General features: G+C 72.5%; 13 protein-coding genes. 1 reads left to right on the top strand and 12 read right to left on the bottom strand.

The genetic code is table 11. From position 1 onward, the window contains the following. Positions 1-4: 4 nt before the first annotated feature. The 3 genes from CUT83_RS22630 to CUT83_RS22620 form a co-directional block, all read right to left on the bottom strand. Complete coding sequence (locus tag CUT83_RS22630) at positions 5-946, bottom strand: RluA family pseudouridine synthase (RefSeq protein WP_101257792.1); 942 nt, start codon at positions 944-946, stop codon at positions 5-7. 109 nt (positions 947-1,055) lie between these two features. After that, positions 1,056-1,613 carry a signal peptidase II gene (lspA, locus tag CUT83_RS22625; RefSeq protein ID WP_101257791.1) on the bottom strand — a complete coding sequence of 186 codons (558 nt, stop codon included), beginning with the start codon at positions 1,611-1,613 and terminating at the stop codon, positions 1,056-1,058. A gap of 115 nt (positions 1,614-1,728) precedes the next feature. Beyond that, positions 1,729-2,472, bottom strand: coding sequence for a TraR/DksA family transcriptional regulator (locus CUT83_RS22620; protein WP_101257672.1), 744 nt, complete (start codon positions 2,470-2,472; stop codon positions 1,729-1,731). 523 nt (positions 2,473-2,995) lie between these two features. Here CUT83_RS22620 and ileS point away from each other — a divergent pair. Further along, positions 2,996-6,145: an isoleucine--tRNA ligase gene (gene ileS, locus CUT83_RS22615; protein WP_101257671.1), complete on the top strand. Its 3,150-nt coding sequence runs from the start codon at positions 2,996-2,998 to the stop codon at positions 6,143-6,145. Between the two features lie 176 nt (positions 6,146-6,321). Here the strand turns inward: ileS and CUT83_RS22610 are convergent, their stop codons facing one another. The 9 genes from CUT83_RS22610 to ftsW all read right to left on the bottom strand — a co-directional run bounded on the left by CUT83_RS22610 (position 6,322) and on the right by ftsW (position 15,394). After that, positions 6,322-7,458, bottom strand: a complete 1,137-nt coding sequence (locus tag CUT83_RS22610) for a DivIVA domain-containing protein (RefSeq protein ID WP_101257670.1) — start codon at positions 7,456-7,458, stop codon at positions 6,322-6,324. A gap of 48 nt (positions 7,459-7,506) precedes the next feature. Continuing rightward, positions 7,507-7,791 carry a YggT family protein gene (locus tag CUT83_RS22605; RefSeq protein WP_093655225.1) on the bottom strand — a complete coding sequence of 95 codons (285 nt, stop codon included), beginning with the start codon at positions 7,789-7,791 and terminating at the stop codon, positions 7,507-7,509. A 67-nt stretch (positions 7,792-7,858) separates the two neighbouring features. After that, complete coding sequence (locus tag CUT83_RS22600) at positions 7,859-8,503, bottom strand: cell division protein SepF (protein ID WP_101257669.1); 645 nt, start codon at positions 8,501-8,503, stop codon at positions 7,859-7,861. Positions 8,504-8,719: 216 nt separating this feature from the next. Continuing rightward, positions 8,720-9,463 (bottom strand): YggS family pyridoxal phosphate-dependent enzyme, encoded by a 744-nt coding sequence (locus CUT83_RS22595; RefSeq protein WP_101257668.1) that lies wholly within the window; start codon positions 9,461-9,463, stop codon positions 8,720-8,722. Then, positions 9,460-10,233 carry a peptidoglycan editing factor PgeF gene (gene pgeF / locus CUT83_RS22590; RefSeq protein WP_101257667.1) on the bottom strand — a complete coding sequence of 258 codons (774 nt, stop codon included), beginning with the start codon at positions 10,231-10,233 and terminating at the stop codon, positions 9,460-9,462. Before pgeF ends, CUT83_RS22595 begins: the two co-directional genes overlap by 4 nt. An 11-nt stretch (positions 10,234-10,244) precedes the next feature. Beyond that, on the bottom strand, positions 10,245-11,504 hold the full coding sequence (gene ftsZ / locus CUT83_RS22585; protein ID WP_101257666.1) for a cell division protein FtsZ: 1,260 nt from the start codon (positions 11,502-11,504) through the stop codon (positions 10,245-10,247). A 276-nt stretch (positions 11,505-11,780) separates the two neighbouring features. Then, on the bottom strand, positions 11,781-12,665 hold the full coding sequence (locus CUT83_RS22580) for a cell division protein FtsQ/DivIB (RefSeq protein WP_101257665.1): 885 nt from the start codon (positions 12,663-12,665) through the stop codon (positions 11,781-11,783). Between the two features lie 32 nt (positions 12,666-12,697). Beyond that, positions 12,698-13,792 (bottom strand): undecaprenyldiphospho-muramoylpentapeptide beta-N-acetylglucosaminyltransferase, encoded by a 1,095-nt coding sequence (gene murG, locus CUT83_RS22575; protein WP_093848418.1) that lies wholly within the window; start codon positions 13,790-13,792, stop codon positions 12,698-12,700. Positions 13,793-13,798: 6 nt separating this feature from the next. After that, positions 13,799-15,394: a putative lipid II flippase FtsW gene (gene ftsW, locus CUT83_RS22570; RefSeq protein WP_241524823.1), complete on the bottom strand. Its 1,596-nt coding sequence runs from the start codon at positions 15,392-15,394 to the stop codon at positions 13,799-13,801. Between the last annotated feature and the right edge of the window lie 46 nt (positions 15,395-15,440).

The following is a 15,440-nucleotide window of genomic DNA, read 5'->3' as shown; positions in this document are numbered from 1 at the left end:
CGTGCTACGCGCTCTCGGCCCGGATCCGGTCCAGGGCGGTCTGCAGGTCGTCGGGGTAGTCGCTGGAGAACTCCGTCCAGCGGCCGTCCGCCGGGTGCTCGAAGCCCAGCCGTACCGCGTGCAGCCACTGCCGGGTCAGTCCCAGGCGCCCGGCCAGCGTCGGATCGGCTCCGTAGGTGGTGTCGCCGACGCACGGGTGCCGGTGGGCGGCCATGTGGACGCGGATCTGGTGGGTGCGGCCGGTCTCCAGCTTGATGTCGAGCAGGCTGGCGGCCCGGAACGCCTCGATGAGGTCGTAGTGGGTGACCGACGGCTTGCCGTCGGCGGTGACGGCCCACTTGTAGTCGTGGACGGGGTGCCGCCCGATGGGCGCGTCGATCGTGCCGCTGAGCGGGTCGGGGTGGCCCTGGACGAGCGCGTGGTAGCGCTTGTCGACCGTGCGCTCGCGGAACTGCTGCTTGAGCAGGGTGTAGGCGCGCTCGGACTTGGCGACCACCATCAGGCCGGACGTGCCCACGTCCAGCCGGTGCACGATGCCCTGCCGCTCGGCCGCGCCCGAGGTGGAGACGCGGAAGCCGGCGGCGGCCAGCCCACCGATCACGGTGGGGCCGCTCCAGCCGGGGCTGGGGTGGGCGGCCACGCCGATCGGCTTGGCGACGACCACGATGTCGTCGTCGTCGTGCACGATCTCCATGCCCGCCACGGGCTCGGCCACCACCTGGACCGGTGCGGGCGGCGCGGGCATCTCGACCTCGATCCAGGCTCCGCCGCGCACACGCTCGGACTTGCCGACCTCGCCGCCGTCGAGCCGGACCTTCCCCGTGGCGGCCAGCTCGGCCGCCTTCGTACGGGAGAAGCCGAACATCCTGGCCAGGGCCGCGTCTATGCGCTCGCCCTCCAGGCCGTCGGGTACGGGCAGGGTGCGGATCTCGGGAAGCTGGCTCACCCGGTCGAGTATGCCGGAAGCGCACGGCGCCCCCGCCCGGCGGGCCGGGGCACGCATCCGGCGGGCCCCTCCCGGCGGGCCGGGAGAGGCCCGCCGCGGCCGGCTCCGGTCAGTCCTTGTGGACGGTCCCGTCGGGGTCCAGGCCCCGGAAGGACAGCAGTACGATCAGCACCCCGCCGCAGACGATCGCCGAGTCGGCCAGGTTGAAGACGGCGAAGTGGGCGGGCGCGATGAAGTCCACCACATGGCCCTGGAAGACCCCGGGCGAGCGGAAGACCCGGTCGGTGAGGTTGCCCAGGGCCCCGCCCAGCAGCAGTCCGAGCGCGATGGCCCAGGGGGTGCTGTAGAGCTTGCGGGCGATCCGCGCGATCACCACGATCACGGCCGCCGCGATGACGGTGAAGACGATGGTGAGGGCCTCGCCGATGCCGAAGGCCGCGCCCGGGTTGCGCACGGCCTGGAACCGCAGCCAGGTGCCGATCACCTCGATCGGGTCGTGGCCCTCCAGCTTCTCGACCACGAGAATCTTGGTGATCAGGTCCAGGGCGTAGGCGACGGCCGCCACGATGGCGAGTTCCACGGTCCGCCGCCGGCCGCGGGGGGCCGGCACGTCGTCGCTCCCGGGCCCGCCGGCCTCGGTCGCGGCCCGGCCGGCGGCTGTGTCCACGGTCTCGGTCTCGGTCTGCGCCTCGCCCGGCTGCTCGCCGGCCCGTTCCACCTCTGTCACGTGATGCAGGGTACGTCACGCCAGGGGGGCGGCGGGCGGCAGCGAGCGGCGGCGGTCAGCGGCGTTCCTGCCGCTGCTTGCACTCGACGCAGAGCGTGGCCCGGGGGAACGCCTGCATCCGCGCCTTGCCGATCGGCTTGCCGCAGTTCTCGCAGACGCCGTACGTCCCGGCCTCCAGGCGGTCCAGGGCGCGCTCGGTCTGGTAGAGCATCTCGCGGGCGTTCTCCGCCAGGGCCATCTCGTGCTCGCGCGTGATGTTCTTCGTCCCCGTGTCGGCCTGGTCGTCCCCGGCCCCGTCGGCCGAGTCCCGCATCAGGCCCTCGAGGGCCTCCTCCGCGGCGTGGATCTCCACACGCAGCCGCTCGGACTCCGAGGACAGCTCCGCGCGCGCCTCCTCCACCTCCTGCGCGGTCCAGGGCTCCTCTCCGGGCCGTACGGCCAGCTCGTCGGGGGCGGCGGTGGCCGCGGCCGTACGCGCCGGGGGGACCGGGGCGGCGTGCCCGGCGGCCCGCGCTCCCGTCGTGGACTTCTTGGCAACCACCGTCTCGGCTCCTGTCTTCCTGCCGGCCGCCCTTGCGGCGCCCGTGCTCGCCGCCGCCCTCTTCGCGGCGGACTTTCCTCCGGAGTGCTTCTTCCCGGCGCTCGCGGCGTCCCCGGCGCTCACGGCGGCTTCGGGGTCTTCGGCGCTCGCGGGGTTCTCGGGGTTCTCGGGGTTCTCGGGGTTCTCGGGGTTCTCGGCGTCCCCGGCGGGCTCCCGCGCGGCCCGTGCTCTCCTCCCTGCGGACTCCCTCGCCACCATGGCCGCGACCCCTTCACATATTGTGATCTTGTGTATGAATCGTGACCGGAACGATAAATCGGCACCGATCGTGCGGCAACAGGGCACGCCGGTCCGCTCCCGCTTCCCGGGGCGCGGCGCCGCGCCCTCGCGAAGCGTTCTGCCCTGCACCGCGGGCCGAAAACCGGTCAGCCCCCATTGGGAGGCACCCTTACACTTGGGCTGAGCGAGAGGCGTCGAAGGGGACGAGTAGCGTCCGTATGCGGCCACGAGCGACCCGGGGACGGTGTGAGCCCGGGGGCGAGCGCGGCGTGAAGATCACCCCGGAGCCGCCGGAAGAAAGCCCCCGCGCACACGCGGCGACAGCACGCGGTGCGACGGGCGGCGAGTAGAACCGGCATCGCCGCACCAATGAGAGGGCGGTGGACACGTACCCGCGTACGCGTCCGGCGCCAAGGAGGGTGGTACCGCGGGCACCGGCGCCGACTGGCGGCGGTCTCGTCCCTCCGGCGGAAGTCACCACGTCCGTTGGAGGAAGCTCACCATGAGCCCGCAGCCCCCGCCCCGGTACCGTCCGGTGCCCGCCCAGGTCGATCTCCCCGCCCTGGAGCGCGCCGTGCTGGACTTCTGGCACGAGAACAAGGTCTTCGCCCGCAGCCTGGAGCAGTCCGAGGGCCGCCCCGAGTGGGTGTTCTACGAGGGCCCGCCGACCGCGAACGGCATGCCCGGCGCCCACCACATCGAGGCCCGCGTCTTCAAGGACGTCTTCCCCCGCTTCCGCACCATGCGCGGCTACCACGTGGCGCGCAAGGCCGGCTGGGACTGCCACGGCCTGCCCGTGGAGCTGGCGGTGGAGAAGGAGCTGGGCTTCAACGGCAAGCAGGACATCGAGGCCTACGGCATCGCGGAGTTCAACGCGAAGTGCCGCGAGTCGGTGACCCGGCACACCGACGCGTTCGCCGAGCTGACGACCCGGATGGGCTACTGGGTCGACATGGACGAGGCCTACCGGACGATGGACCCGGGCTACATCGAGTCCGTGTGGTGGTCGCTGAAGGAGATCTTCGGCAAGGGCCTGCTCGTCCAGGACCACCGCGTGGCGCCCTGGTGCCCGCGCTGCGGCACCGGCCTGTCCGACCACGAGCTGGCACAGGGCTACGAGACCGTCGTGGACCCCTCGGTCTACGTCCGCTTCCCGCTGACCTCCGGCCCGCTGGCCGGCGAGGCCTCGCTGCTGGTGTGGACGACCACGCCCTGGACGCTGGTGTCCAACACCGCCGTGGCCGCCCACCCCGAGGTCACCTACGTGGTGGCCACCGACGGCGCCGAGAAGCTGGTGGTGGCCGAGCCGCTGCTGGCCAAGGCCCTCGGGGAGGGCTGGAGCGCGACCGGGCACACCTTCACCGGCCGCGAGATGGAGCGCTGGACCTACCGCCGCCCGTTCGACCTGGTGGAGATCGAGGGCGCCCACTTCGTCCTGAACGCCGAGTACGTCACCACCGAGGACGGCACCGGTCTGGTCCACCAGTCCCCCGCCTTCGGCGAGGACGACCTGCTCACCTGCCGGGCCTACGGGCTTCCGGTGGTCAACCCCGTCCGGCCCGACGGCACCTTCGAGGATGGCCTGGAGCTGGTCGGCGGGCAGTTCTTCAAGAAGGCCGACGAAGCGCTGGTCGCCGACCTCGACGCCCGCGGCCTGCTCTTCCGCCACCTGCCCTACGAGCACAGCTACCCGCACTGCTGGCGCTGCCACACCGCACTGCTCTACTACGCCCAGCCGTCCTGGTACATCCGTACCACCGCGATCAAGGACGAGCTGCTGCGGGAGAACGAGCGGACCAACTGGTTCCCGGAGTCTGTCAAGCACGGCCGCTACGGCGACTGGCTGGACAACAACATCGACTGGGCACTGTCCCGCAACCGCTACTGGGGCACCCCGCTGCCCGTCTGGCGCTGCGAGGAGGGCCACCTCACCTGCGTCGGCTCGCTGGCGGAGCTGTCGGAACTGACCGGCACCGACCAGTCCGGCCTGGACCCGCACCGCCCGTACATCGACGACGTCGTCTTCGGCTGCACCGCCGAGGGCTGCTCGCTGACGGCCGTCCGCGTCCCGGAGGTCATCGACGCCTGGTACGACTCGGGCTCGATGCCCTTCGCGCAGTGGGGCTACCCGTACCGCAACAAGGAGGTCTTCGAGAAGCGCTACCCGGCGCAGTTCATCTCCGAGGCCATCGACCAGACCCGCGGCTGGTTCTACACCCTGATGGCGGTCGGCACGCTCGTCTTCGACCGCTCCTCCTACGAGAACGTCGTCTGCCTGGGCCACATCCTCGCCGAGGACGGCCGGAAGATGTCCAAGCACCTGGGCAACATCCTGGAGCCCATCCCGCTGATGGACCGGCACGGCGCGGACGCGGTGCGCTGGTTCATGGCCGCCGGCGGCTCCCCGTGGAGCGCGCGGCGCGTCGGGCACGGCACGATCCAGGAGGTCGTCCGCAAGACCCTGCTGACCTACTGGAACACCGTCGCCTTCCAGGCCCTGTACGCCCGCACCTCGAACTGGGCGCCGTCCGGGTCCGACCCGGCCCCCGCCGACCGCCCGCTGCTGGACCGCTGGCTGCTCAGCGAACTGCACGCCCTGGTCGACCAGTGCACCCAGGCCATGGAGGCCTACGACACCCAGCGCACCGGCAAGCTGCTGTCCACCTTCGTGGACGATCTGTCCAACTGGTACGTGCGCCGCTCCCGGCGCCGCTTCTGGCAGGGCGACGCGGCGGCGCTGCGCACCCTGCACGACGTGCTGGAGACCGTCACCCGGCTGATGGCCCCGCTGGTGCCGTTCATCACCGAGCGGGTCTGGCAGGACCTGGTCGTCCCCGTCACCCCCGGTGCGCCGGACTCCGTGCACCTGGCCGACTGGCCCGAGGCCGATCTGTCCGCCGTCGACCCGGACCTGTCCCGCGACATGCTGCTGGTGCGACGGCTGGTGGAGCTGGGCCGGGCCACGCGCGCGGAGTCGGGGGTCAAGACCCGGCAGCCGCTGTCCCGTGCGCTGCTGGCGGCGCAGGGTTTCGAGCTGCTCAGCGACGATCTGCGCGAGCAGATCGCCGAGGAGCTGAACGTCACCTCGCTCGCCTCCCTGTCCGAGGTCGGCGGCTCTCTGGTGGACACCACCGCCAAGGCCAACTTCCGGGCGCTGGGCCGGCGGTTCGGCAAGCGCACCCAGCCGGTCGCCAAGGCCATCGCCGAGGCGGACGCGGCGGCCCTGTCGGCGGCGCTGCGCGCCGGTACGGCGGCGGTGGAGGTCGACGGCGAGACCATCGCGCTCTCCCCGGAGGAGGTCATCATCACCGAGACCCCGCGCGAGGGCTGGTCGGTGGCCTCCGACACCGGCGCCACGGTCGCCCTGGACCTGGAGATCACCCCGGAGCTGCGGCGGGCGGGACTCGCCCGGGACGCGATCCGGCTGATCCAGGAGGCGCGCAAGAACAGCGGCCTGGACGTCGCCGACCGGATCGCCCTGCGGTGGCGGTCGGACGACGAGGATGTCGCCCGGGCGCTGGCCGAGCACCAGGCCCTGATCGCGGACGAGGTCCTGGCGACGGACTACGCGGAGGGTGCGGGAGACGAGTCCTTCGGGGAGCCGTTCGAGGACGAGTCGCTGTCCCTGGTCTTCCGGCTGCGCCGCGTGTGACCGCCCGGCCGTGGCCGGGGCCCCGGACCGCCTGCCGGTCCGGGGCCCCGGGCCGGGCCGGACGAAGCAGCCGGACGAGACGGGAACACCGCAGGGCCGGGCCCGGGATCTGAGATCCCGGGCCCGGCCCTGCGCGATATGCCGATCCGATTCGCCCGCCGCCTACGGCGGCTGCGTCAGTTGTCGTCCTCGTCGATGAGGAAGCCGCGCATCGGCGAGGGCGCCTGCTGCATCGGCTGCGGACCCTGCGGCCGTACGGGGGCCATCGGCTGGGTCATCGCCGGGGACATCTGCTGCTGCCCGCCGTAGGTCTGACCACCGCCCTGGTTGTGGCCGCCATGCCCGCCGTGACCGCCGCCCGGGCCGCCCATGGACTGGTGGCCACCCATGGTGCCGCCGCCCGGCGCGCCCGCCGATGCCATCGAGGGGGACGGCGGCAGCGAGGCCGTGGCCGGGGTGCGCGGCGGGGCCAGGGAGTCGTCGGCCTGGTTCTCCAGCTGGCGGAGCTGGCTCTCCAGGTACGACTTCAGGCGGGTGCGGTACTCACGCTCGAAGCCGCGCAGATCCTCGACCTTGCGCTCCAGCGTGGCGCGGGCGGACTCCAGCGAGCCCATCGCGACGCGGTGCTTCTCCTGTGCGTCCCGCTCCAGTGCGTCGGCCTTGGCGCGGGCGTCCCGCTCCAGGCCCTCGGCGCGGCTGCGCGCCTCGCCGACGATCTTGTTGGCCTCCGAACGGGCCTCCGCGATCGCCTGGTCCGCGGTCTGCTGCGCCAACGACAGCACGCGGGCCGCGCTGTCACCGCCCGGCCCCTGGCCCTGCTGGTGCATGCCCGGACCGCCGGGGCCGCCGGGGCCGCCGGGACCACCAGGACCGCCGTGACCGCCCATCGGGCCGGGACCACCCGGGCCGCCGGGACCGCCGGGGCCCATCGGACCGGGGCCCATCGGACCGCCCTGCGGGCCGTGCCCGCCGGGACCTGCCGGCAGCTGCGGCGCACCGCCGGGCAGCTGGGGCGGACCGCCCATCTGCCCCGGCGGGACCGGCTGCGGTCCTGATATGGCGGCTGGGACGGGACCCGGCCGTTCCTGCTGCTGCTGGGGCTCGGGTTTGCGCATGCCCTGCTGCTGGTTCTGCGCGGCGGCCCGCGTCGCGGCGGCCAGCTTGGCGCGCAGATCCTCGTTCTCCCGGAGCAGGCGCGTCAGTTCGGCCTCGACCTCGTCGAGGAAGGCATCGACCTCGTCCTCGTCGTAGCCCTCTCGCAGGCGGACGGTTGTGAACTGCTTGTTCCGCACGTCCTCGGGGGTCAGCGGCATCTCTTCACCTCAACGTAAGTCATCGGCATATCGGCAAGACCGTATCGCTCACAGCCTGGCCACGACACTGATCAGGATGTAGACGATGATCATCAGTACGAAGAAGGACAGGTCGAGCGCCACGCCCCCGAAGCGCAGCGGCGGTATGAACCTCCGCAGCAGCTTGAGTGGCGGATCAGTGACAGTGTAGGTGGCCTCCAGGACGACCACCATCGCCTTGCCGGGCTGCCATGAGCGGGCGAACATGAAGACGTAGTCCATCACCAGGCGGAAGATCAGTACGACCAGGAAGACCTGCAGCACAATGAGGACCACCTGCTGTACGACGCCCATCGTGCGCTTCCCTCTCCCCTTTGGTCGCGTCCGGCCCGTCGGCCGTCCCGTCCGGTTGCACTGACTCTCAGCTCTGGTTGAAGAACCCGCCCTCTGCGATGCGGGCCTTGTCCTCCGCCGTGACATCGACGTTAGCAGGAGACAGGAGGAAGACCTTCTGTGTCACCCGCTCGATACTCCCATGGAGACCGAACACCAGACCTGCCGCGAAGTCGACCAGACGCTTCGCGTCCGTGTCGTCCATCTCGGTCAGATTCATGATCACCGGAGTGCCCTCCCGGAAGTGTTCCCCGATGGTACGGGCTTCGTTGTACGTCCGGGGGTGCAGTGTGGTGATCCGGTAGGGCTCCCTCTCGGACACGACCTTGGGCATGATCACCGGTGCGTTCTTCTCCAGGTTCTGGCGTTCGGGTGTGATGGATGACACGGGGGCAATCCTCCCGTGCCGTCCGTTTTCGGCGGCGAGCGCAGGAGCCTGCTCCCGCTCCCGGTGGGCAGGGGGGTGGACGACCCGCACCGGCTCCTCGGGCTCCTGCTCCCCGTCGGCCTTCGCCGCGGGGGCTGCCACAGGCTGGTGCGCCTGGTGCCGCCGGTCCCTGTCGGGCTCCGACTCGGGCTCGAACTCGTCGTCGGGGTCGAACCCCGGGCCGTCGTACCCATCGTCCTCCACGAGGCCGAGGTAGACCGCCATCTTGCGCATCGCGCCGGCCATTCTCTGCGTCCTCCGCTCTGTGGTGGTTCCCCGGCCATCGGCGGGGAGGCCCCGTCTCCTGCCTGCGGCGGGGAGACCCCATTCTGCCTCCGGTGCCTCCGACGGGGAGGCCCCCAAACCCAAGACTCCGTCACCGGTGCCCCTGAGCCCACGCGGTCATCCACACTGGGCGGGAATGACCATATTTTCTGCTGTGGTCCGACTTGCTTGGCGACGTTACCGGAGCCCGGGTCGTACTCCGAGTACCGCACTGCCGATACGCACATGTGTCGCCCCGGCCGCCACCGCCTCCTCCAAGTCCCCGCTCATCCCCGCCGAGACCATGTCCGCGGCGGGGTGGTTCGCCCGCAGGGCGGCCGAGATCTCCCCCAGCCGCTCGAAAGCGGCCCCCGGTCTTCCGGCGTACGGTCCGGACAGGGGTGCGACCGTCATCACACCCGCGAGCCGGAGGCCGGGGGCGGCGGCCACCTTGTCGGCCAACTCCCCCACCTCCTCCGGCGCCGCGCCGCCGCGTCCCCCGGCCGAACCCGCCTCCCGGTCGAGCGCGACCTGCAGCAGGCAGCCGATCCGCCGGCCCTCGCGCTCGGCGGCCGAGGAGAGCGCGCCGACCAGCCGGGGCCGGTCGACCGAGTGCACGAAGTCGGCGTAGCGGGCGACGGACCGGACCTTGTTGGTCTGCAACTGCCCCACGAAGTGCCAGGTGAGGGGGAGGTCCGCACAGGCCTCGGCCTTGGGCGCCGCCTCCTGGTCCCGGTTCTCCGCCACATGCCGCACCCCGAGCCCGGCCAGCAGCCGCACATCGTCGGCGGGGCGGGTCTTGGTGACGACGACCAGGGTCACGTCCTCGCGCGCGCGCCCCGCGGTGACACAAGCGCGGGCGATGCGCTCCTCCACCCGGGCGAGGTTCGCGGCCAGTTCGGCTCTGCGGTCCGCGCCGTGGCCGGTTCTGCGATCTGTCACGCGGCGGCCTCCCCGTCAGCCTCTCCCGCCCCGCCGGCGGGAGCCTCCAGCCATACGTAACCGGCCAGCCGTCCGGTGGTCCTCTCCCGGCGGTACGAGTAGTGGTCCGGGGACTCCATCGTGCAGACCTGCTGCGCCGGCGGCTCCGGCACACCGAGGCGGGCCAGTTGGGCGCGCACCCCGGCCGCGACGTCGACCGCCGGGGTGCCCCGCCTGGTGGTGGCGTACGCCTCGGGCACCGCGGCCGCGACCTCCTCGCGCATCCGTTCCGGCACCTCGTAGCAGCCCCCGCACACCGAGGGGCCGACGCGGACGGCCGTGCGGGCCGGGTCCGCGCCGAGAGAGCCCATCGCCTCGACCACCGCCGGGACGACCCCGGCGACCAGCCCGGGCCGCCCGGCGTGCGCGGCTCCCACCACTCCCGCGACGGGGTCGGCGAGGAGCACGGGGACGCAGTCGGCGGTCAGCACGGCCAGAGCCAGGCCCCGACGAGCGGTCACGACCGCGTCCACGCACGGCGCTTCGCCGCCGCGCCACGGCCCGGTGACGACTGCCGCGTCGCGCCCGTGCACCTGGTTCATCCAGACCACCGCGGCCGGGTCGAGGCCGAGCGCCCTCGCCGCCAGTCCCCGGTTGGTCCGTACGGCGCCGGGGTCGTCCCCGACCGCGCCGCCGAGGTTGAGTTCGCCATACGGAGCGGCGCTCACCCCGCCCCACCTGTCGGTGGTGGCGAAGTGCGCGCCGCTGACGATGTCGTGCTGTCCTATCACGCTCGTGGTGCCTACTTGAGGAAGTCGGGCACGTCGAGCTCCTCGGCCGAACCGTCCTGGTAGGGACGGGCCGGGGGAACCTGCGGGGCGGTGGACGGGCCGGTCTCACCGGGCAGCGGCGAGGAGGACCCCGAGCCGTAGGCGGACGGGGAGTCCGTCAGCGGGACGGCCGGGGAGGGCTCCTCCTCGCGCGGGGTGACCGAGCCGAGCCCGCCGAAGGACGGGCGGTCGGGCTCGGAGGGCACCGGACGCGGAGCGGCCGGGGCCTCCTCCTTGCCCCCGGCGTACGAACCGAGCACCTTGTCGCGGTTCTTGGCCGGCGGCTGCCCGCCGTCGAAGCCCGCCGCGATGACCGTGACCCGGACCTCGTCGCCGAGGGCGTCGTCGATGACCGCGCCGAAGATGATGTTCGCCTCGGGGTGCGCGGCCTCGCTCACCAGCTGGGCGGCCTCGTTGATCTCGAACAGGCCGAGGTCGGAACCGCCGGAGATGGAGAGCAGCACGCCGCGGGCGCCGTCGATGGACGCCTCCAGCAGCGGCGAGGAGATCGCCATCTCGGCCGCGGCCACCGCGCGGTCGTCGCCGCGCGCCGAGCCGATGCCCATGAGTGCCGAGCCGGCCTCGGACATCACGGACTTGACGTCCGCGAAGTCCAGGTTGATCAGGCCGGGGGTGGTGATGAGGTCGGTGATGCCCTGGACACCCGACAGCAGCACCTGGTCCGCGGACTTGAACGCGTCGAGCACGCTCACCTGGCGGTCCGAGATGGACAGCAGCCGGTCGTTGGGGATGACGATGAGGGTGTCGACCTCGTCGCGCAGGGCCGCGATGCCGTCCTCGGCCTGGTTGGCCCGGCGGCGGCCCTCGAAGGTGAACGGGCGGGTGACGACGCCGATGGTGAGGGCGCCCAGAGAACGTGCGATGTTCGCGACGACGGGCGCGCCGCCGGTGCCGGTGCCGCCGCCCTCTCCGGCGGTGACGAAGACCATGTCGGCGCCCTTGAGGACCTCCTCGATCTCCTCCCGGTGATCCTCGGCTGCCTTGCGTCCGACATCGGGGTTGGCGCCGGCGCCGAGGCCGCGGGTGAGCTCGCGGCCGACGTCGAGTTTGACGTCGGCGTCGCTCATCAGCAGGGCCTGTGCGTCGGTGTTGATCGCGATGAACTCGACGCCCTTGAGACCGACCTCGATCATCCGGTTGATGGCGTTGACGCCACCGCCGCCGATACCGACGACCTTGATGACTGCGAGGTAGTTCTGCGGTGCTGCCACGTCGAAGGCCTCTCGCCTCGAGTTACGTGTCGCCGCTCCACGATGGTTGCGGTGCGCCGACCTATGCCGAGTGGGACGGTTCGGACGCCGACCCGAACCCTAACGTTCAAGTTTAGGGTTACCAATGTCTGTCGTTCCTCGGATTCTTTGGAACGGACACTAGGTCGACAAGTGGTTCGCGTTCAATGAACACGCCGAACCTCCCGTTTTTCTTCTCACCCTATGTGATCAGGCAACGCGGTAGCCAACCAGGGTGCTGGCCTGCACGTACGTGCGTCAACTCCCTGACGCCGCAGGTGCGCCGGGAACGCTCACGTCGAATCTCTCCGCGCCGTCGGCGGCTTTCATCAGCAGGGTGAGCGATCCGGCCTTCGCGTCGCTGTCCTCACCGCTCCCCCACACCACCGTGCGCCCGCCGCTCATCTCCAGGGTGATGGAGTCGTAGGAGCGGACCCGGATGGTCCGGGTGTCGCGGCGTACCCGCTCGGGGAGGGCCGCGGCGACCCCGACCGCCTCCCGGCGCATCCGCTCGGGCCCGAAGCGGTGCCCGCTGGGGGATCCGGCGAGGTCCAGCGCGAGGAGGGGGACGCCCGCGGGCCGTTCGGCGACCGTGCCGAACAGCACCCCCTCGTCGTCCACCTCGGCATAGCGCCGCCCCCTCTTGCCGTCCTCGTCCCCCTCGCCTTCCCCGTTCCGGGCGTCTTGCACCATCACGACCACGGCTTTCCTCTCCCTGACCGTCAACTCCACGCCGTGCGGCCAGGAACGGGCCGCCTCCACGGAGTCGATCCGCGGCAGCGCCTCCAGCAGCCGCCGCTCCACCTCGCCGGGATCGACCGAGACCAGGGGGTCGCCGAGGGGGATGTCGGCGGCGTCGAGGATCTGCCGCTCCGTCAGCACGCTCCGGCCGGAGACCGTGACGCCCTCCACCCGCAGCCACGCGGAGCCGTAGAGCAGCCACAGGGCGAGGCCGCCGATCAGCAGCGCCGGGCCGAGGGCGAGGGCGAGCAGCAGACGGCGGCGCCCGCGGCCCTCCGGAAGGCGGGGCGCGCGGAAACGCCGCGGCCACCGGCCCGTCGGCGGGGCCGAGCCCGCCGACGGTCCGTGCCGGTCACGCTGGTCGCGGCCGCCTCGCCCGGCGGCCGCCGTCCTTCCGGCCACGCTCCCCGCTCTCCCGCGTCCCGCCTGCGGCCTCAGCCCCGGCGGTGTGCCGCGATCGCCTCGTACACCATGCCGACCAGCAGTTCGTCGGCGTCCCGGCGCCCGAACTCGGCGGCGGCCCGCGACATGTCGTACAGCCGGTGCGGGTCGGTGAGCACCGGCAGGACGTTGGACTGGATCCACTCCGGCGACAGCTCGGCGTCGTCGACGAGGAGTCCGCCGCCCGCCTTGACCACCGGCTGGGCGTTCAGCCGCTGTTCGCCGTTGCCGATCGGCAGCGGGACGTAGGCGGCCGGCAGTCCGACGGCCGACAGTTCGGCGACCGTCATCGCGCCCGCGCGGCAGAGCATCATGTCCGCCGCGGCGTACGCCAGGTCCATCCGGTCCAGGTACGGCACCGGAACGTAGGGCGGCATCCCGGGCATGTTGTCCACCTGCGGCAGCTCGTTCTTCGGCCCGACCGCGTGCAGGATCTGGACGCCGGAGCGCTGGAGGTTGGGGGCGATGGCCTGGACGACCTCGTTGAGCCGCCGGGCGCCCTGGGAGCCGCCGGTGACCAGCAGGGTGGGCAGGCCGGGGTCGAGGCCGAAGGCGGCCCGCCCCTCGGCGCGCATCGCCGCCCGGTCCAGGGTGGCGATCGAGCGGCGCAGCGGGATGCCGACGTAGCGGGCGTTGCGCAGCTTGCTGTCCGGGGTGGAGACGGCGACGTAGCCGGTGTAGCGGGAGCCGATCTTGTTGGCCAGCCCCGGGCGGGCGTTGGCCTCGTGGATGACGATCGGCACGCCGAGCCGCTTGGCCGCGAGGTAGCCGGGCAGCGCCACGTAGCCGCCGAAGCCGACCACGCAGTCGGCCTTGGTCCGCTCCAGGACCTGCTCCGCGGCCTTGATGGTGCCGCGCAGCCTCCCCGGCACGGTGATCAGTTCGGGAGTGGGTTTGCGCGGCAGGGGCACGGCCGGGATCAGCTCCAGCTCGTAACCCCTCTCCGGGACGAGCCGGGTCTCGAGTCCGCGCTCCGTGCCGAGTGCCGTGATCCCCACGGTCGGGTCCTGCCTGCGCAGGGCGTCCGCGAGGGCGAGCGCGGGCTCGATGTGGCCGGCGGTCCCCCCACCGGCGAGTACGACATGCACCGAATTTCACCGCTCTCCGGACGGGCGCCGTACGGCGCTCCGTCCCATCGTCTTCCGTCTCACCCCAGCCAGCTTCTTTCTCACAGCAGGCTGCCGCATGGCCAGTGCCGCCTTCGCGGCGGGTTCCGATCTCGCGGCGGAGATCAGCAGCCCGACGGCGAACATCGTCGGCAGCAGGGCGGAACCTCCGTAGGAGAACAGCGGGAGCGGGACACCGGCGATCGGCAGCAGGCCGAGCACCGCACCGATGTTGACCACGGCCTGGGCCGTGATCCAGGTGGTCACACCTCCCGCGGCGTACCTGACGAAGGGGTCCTCCGTGCGTCCGGCCACGCGGATACCCGCATAGCCTAGAGCGGCGAAAAGGGCGAGCACCGGCAGCGTCCCCGCCAGGCCGAGTTCCTCCCCGGTCACGGCGAAGATGAAGTCGGTGTGCGGTTCGGGCAGTTGTCCCCATTTCTCCATGCTGTCGCCCAGTCCCGTACCGAACCATCCGCCCGACGCCAGGGCGTAGATGCCGTGGACGGCCTGCCAGCACTGGTCGTTCGGGCCGGGATCGGTGGCGCCCAGGCAGGCGAACCGGGCCATCCGGTTGCCGCTGGTCGCGATCAGCAGGCCTCCCAGCGCCCCGGCGACGGCGAGCACCCCGGCGAACAGCCGCAGCGGCGCGCCGGCCAGCCAGAGCAGTCCGACGAGGATCGCGGCGAGGATGAGCGAGGTGCCCATGTCCCGGCCCAGCATGATCAGGCCGAGCAGCAGGAAGGCCACGGGGACGAGCGGCACCAGCATGTGCTTCCACTGGTTCAGCAGCCGTCTGTCGCCCTTGCGCGCCAGCAGGTCCGCCCCCCACAGCACCAGGGCGAGCTTGGCGAACTCGCTGGGCTGGAACTGGAAGGGACCGCCGAGCTGGATCCAGTTCTGGTTGCCCTTGACCTCATGCCCGATCCCCGGCACCTGGACCAGGCAGAGCAGGGCGACGGAGACGGCCAGCAGCGGGTACGCCAGCCCGCGCTGGAGGGCCACCGGCATCCGGGCGGCCGCCAGCAGCAGAACGCCGCCCAGGACGGCGGCCAGCAGCTGTTTGCGGAAGTAGTAGGTGGAGGGCAGCCCGGAGCCCAGCGCCTCGATCTGCGAGGCGGAGAAGACCATCACCAGGCCGAGGCCGAGGATCATCAGGCTGCCGCCGAGGATCAGGTAGTAGGCGGTCAGCGGCCGGTCCCAGGCGTGCTTCGCCCGCAGGTACAGCCCGCGGGCACCGTCCGCGGCACGGCGCGGGCCGCGCCCCGGGGGTCCCGGGCGCGCCGGAGCGCCCCGGGGCGTGGGCCGTCCGGTGCCGGGCGTCCGGGGCGCGGAGGCCGGGCGGGGGGCGCGCGGGGTGCCCGGGCGCGCCGTACGGGGGCCGGGGCGGGAGCGCTGGGTCTCGCGCAGCGCGGCGCCGTGCCCCGGACGCGCCGATGGCGCCGGCGGCGTCACGGCCGTACCCGCCACCGCCGGGGCGGCCCGTACGGATACGGCCGGTACGGCCGCGGCGACGGCCGCCAGGAAGCGGCCCACCGGGCCGGTGGCGGTCGCCGCCGGCGGTACGGGTCGCTCGGCCCTCATCCGTCCCCTCCTGTCTCCCCGGCCGCCGGCCCGCGGCGCGGGGACC

This window comes from Streptomyces barkulensis (assembly GCF_002843305.1).
Lineage (GTDB): Bacteria > Actinomycetota > Actinomycetes > Streptomycetales > Streptomycetaceae > Streptomyces > Streptomyces barkulensis.
This window is presented reverse-complemented; position numbering and strand designations above follow the sequence as displayed.

Coding starts and splice junctions, on each gene's coding strand:
- CUT83_RS22600 (WP_101257669.1), bottom strand. CDS start 8,503: ATGGCCGGCGCGATGCGCAAGATGGCGGTCTACCTCGGCCTCGTGGAG.
- CUT83_RS22610 (WP_101257670.1), bottom strand. CDS start 7,458: ATGCCGCTGACCCCCGAGGACGTGCGGAACAAGCAGTTCACAACCGTC.
- ftsW (WP_241524823.1), bottom strand. CDS start 15,394: ATGAGGGCCGAGCGACCCGTACCGCCGGCGGCGACCGCCACCGGCCCG.
- CUT83_RS22620 (WP_101257672.1), bottom strand. CDS start 2,472: ATGGTGGCGAGGGAGTCCGCAGGGAGGAGAGCACGGGCCGCGCGGGAG.
- CUT83_RS22605 (WP_093655225.1), bottom strand. CDS start 7,791: ATGGGCGTCGTACAGCAGGTGGTCCTCATTGTGCTGCAGGTCTTCCTG.
- ileS (WP_101257671.1), top strand. CDS start 2,996: ATGAGCCCGCAGCCCCCGCCCCGGTACCGTCCGGTGCCCGCCCAGGTC.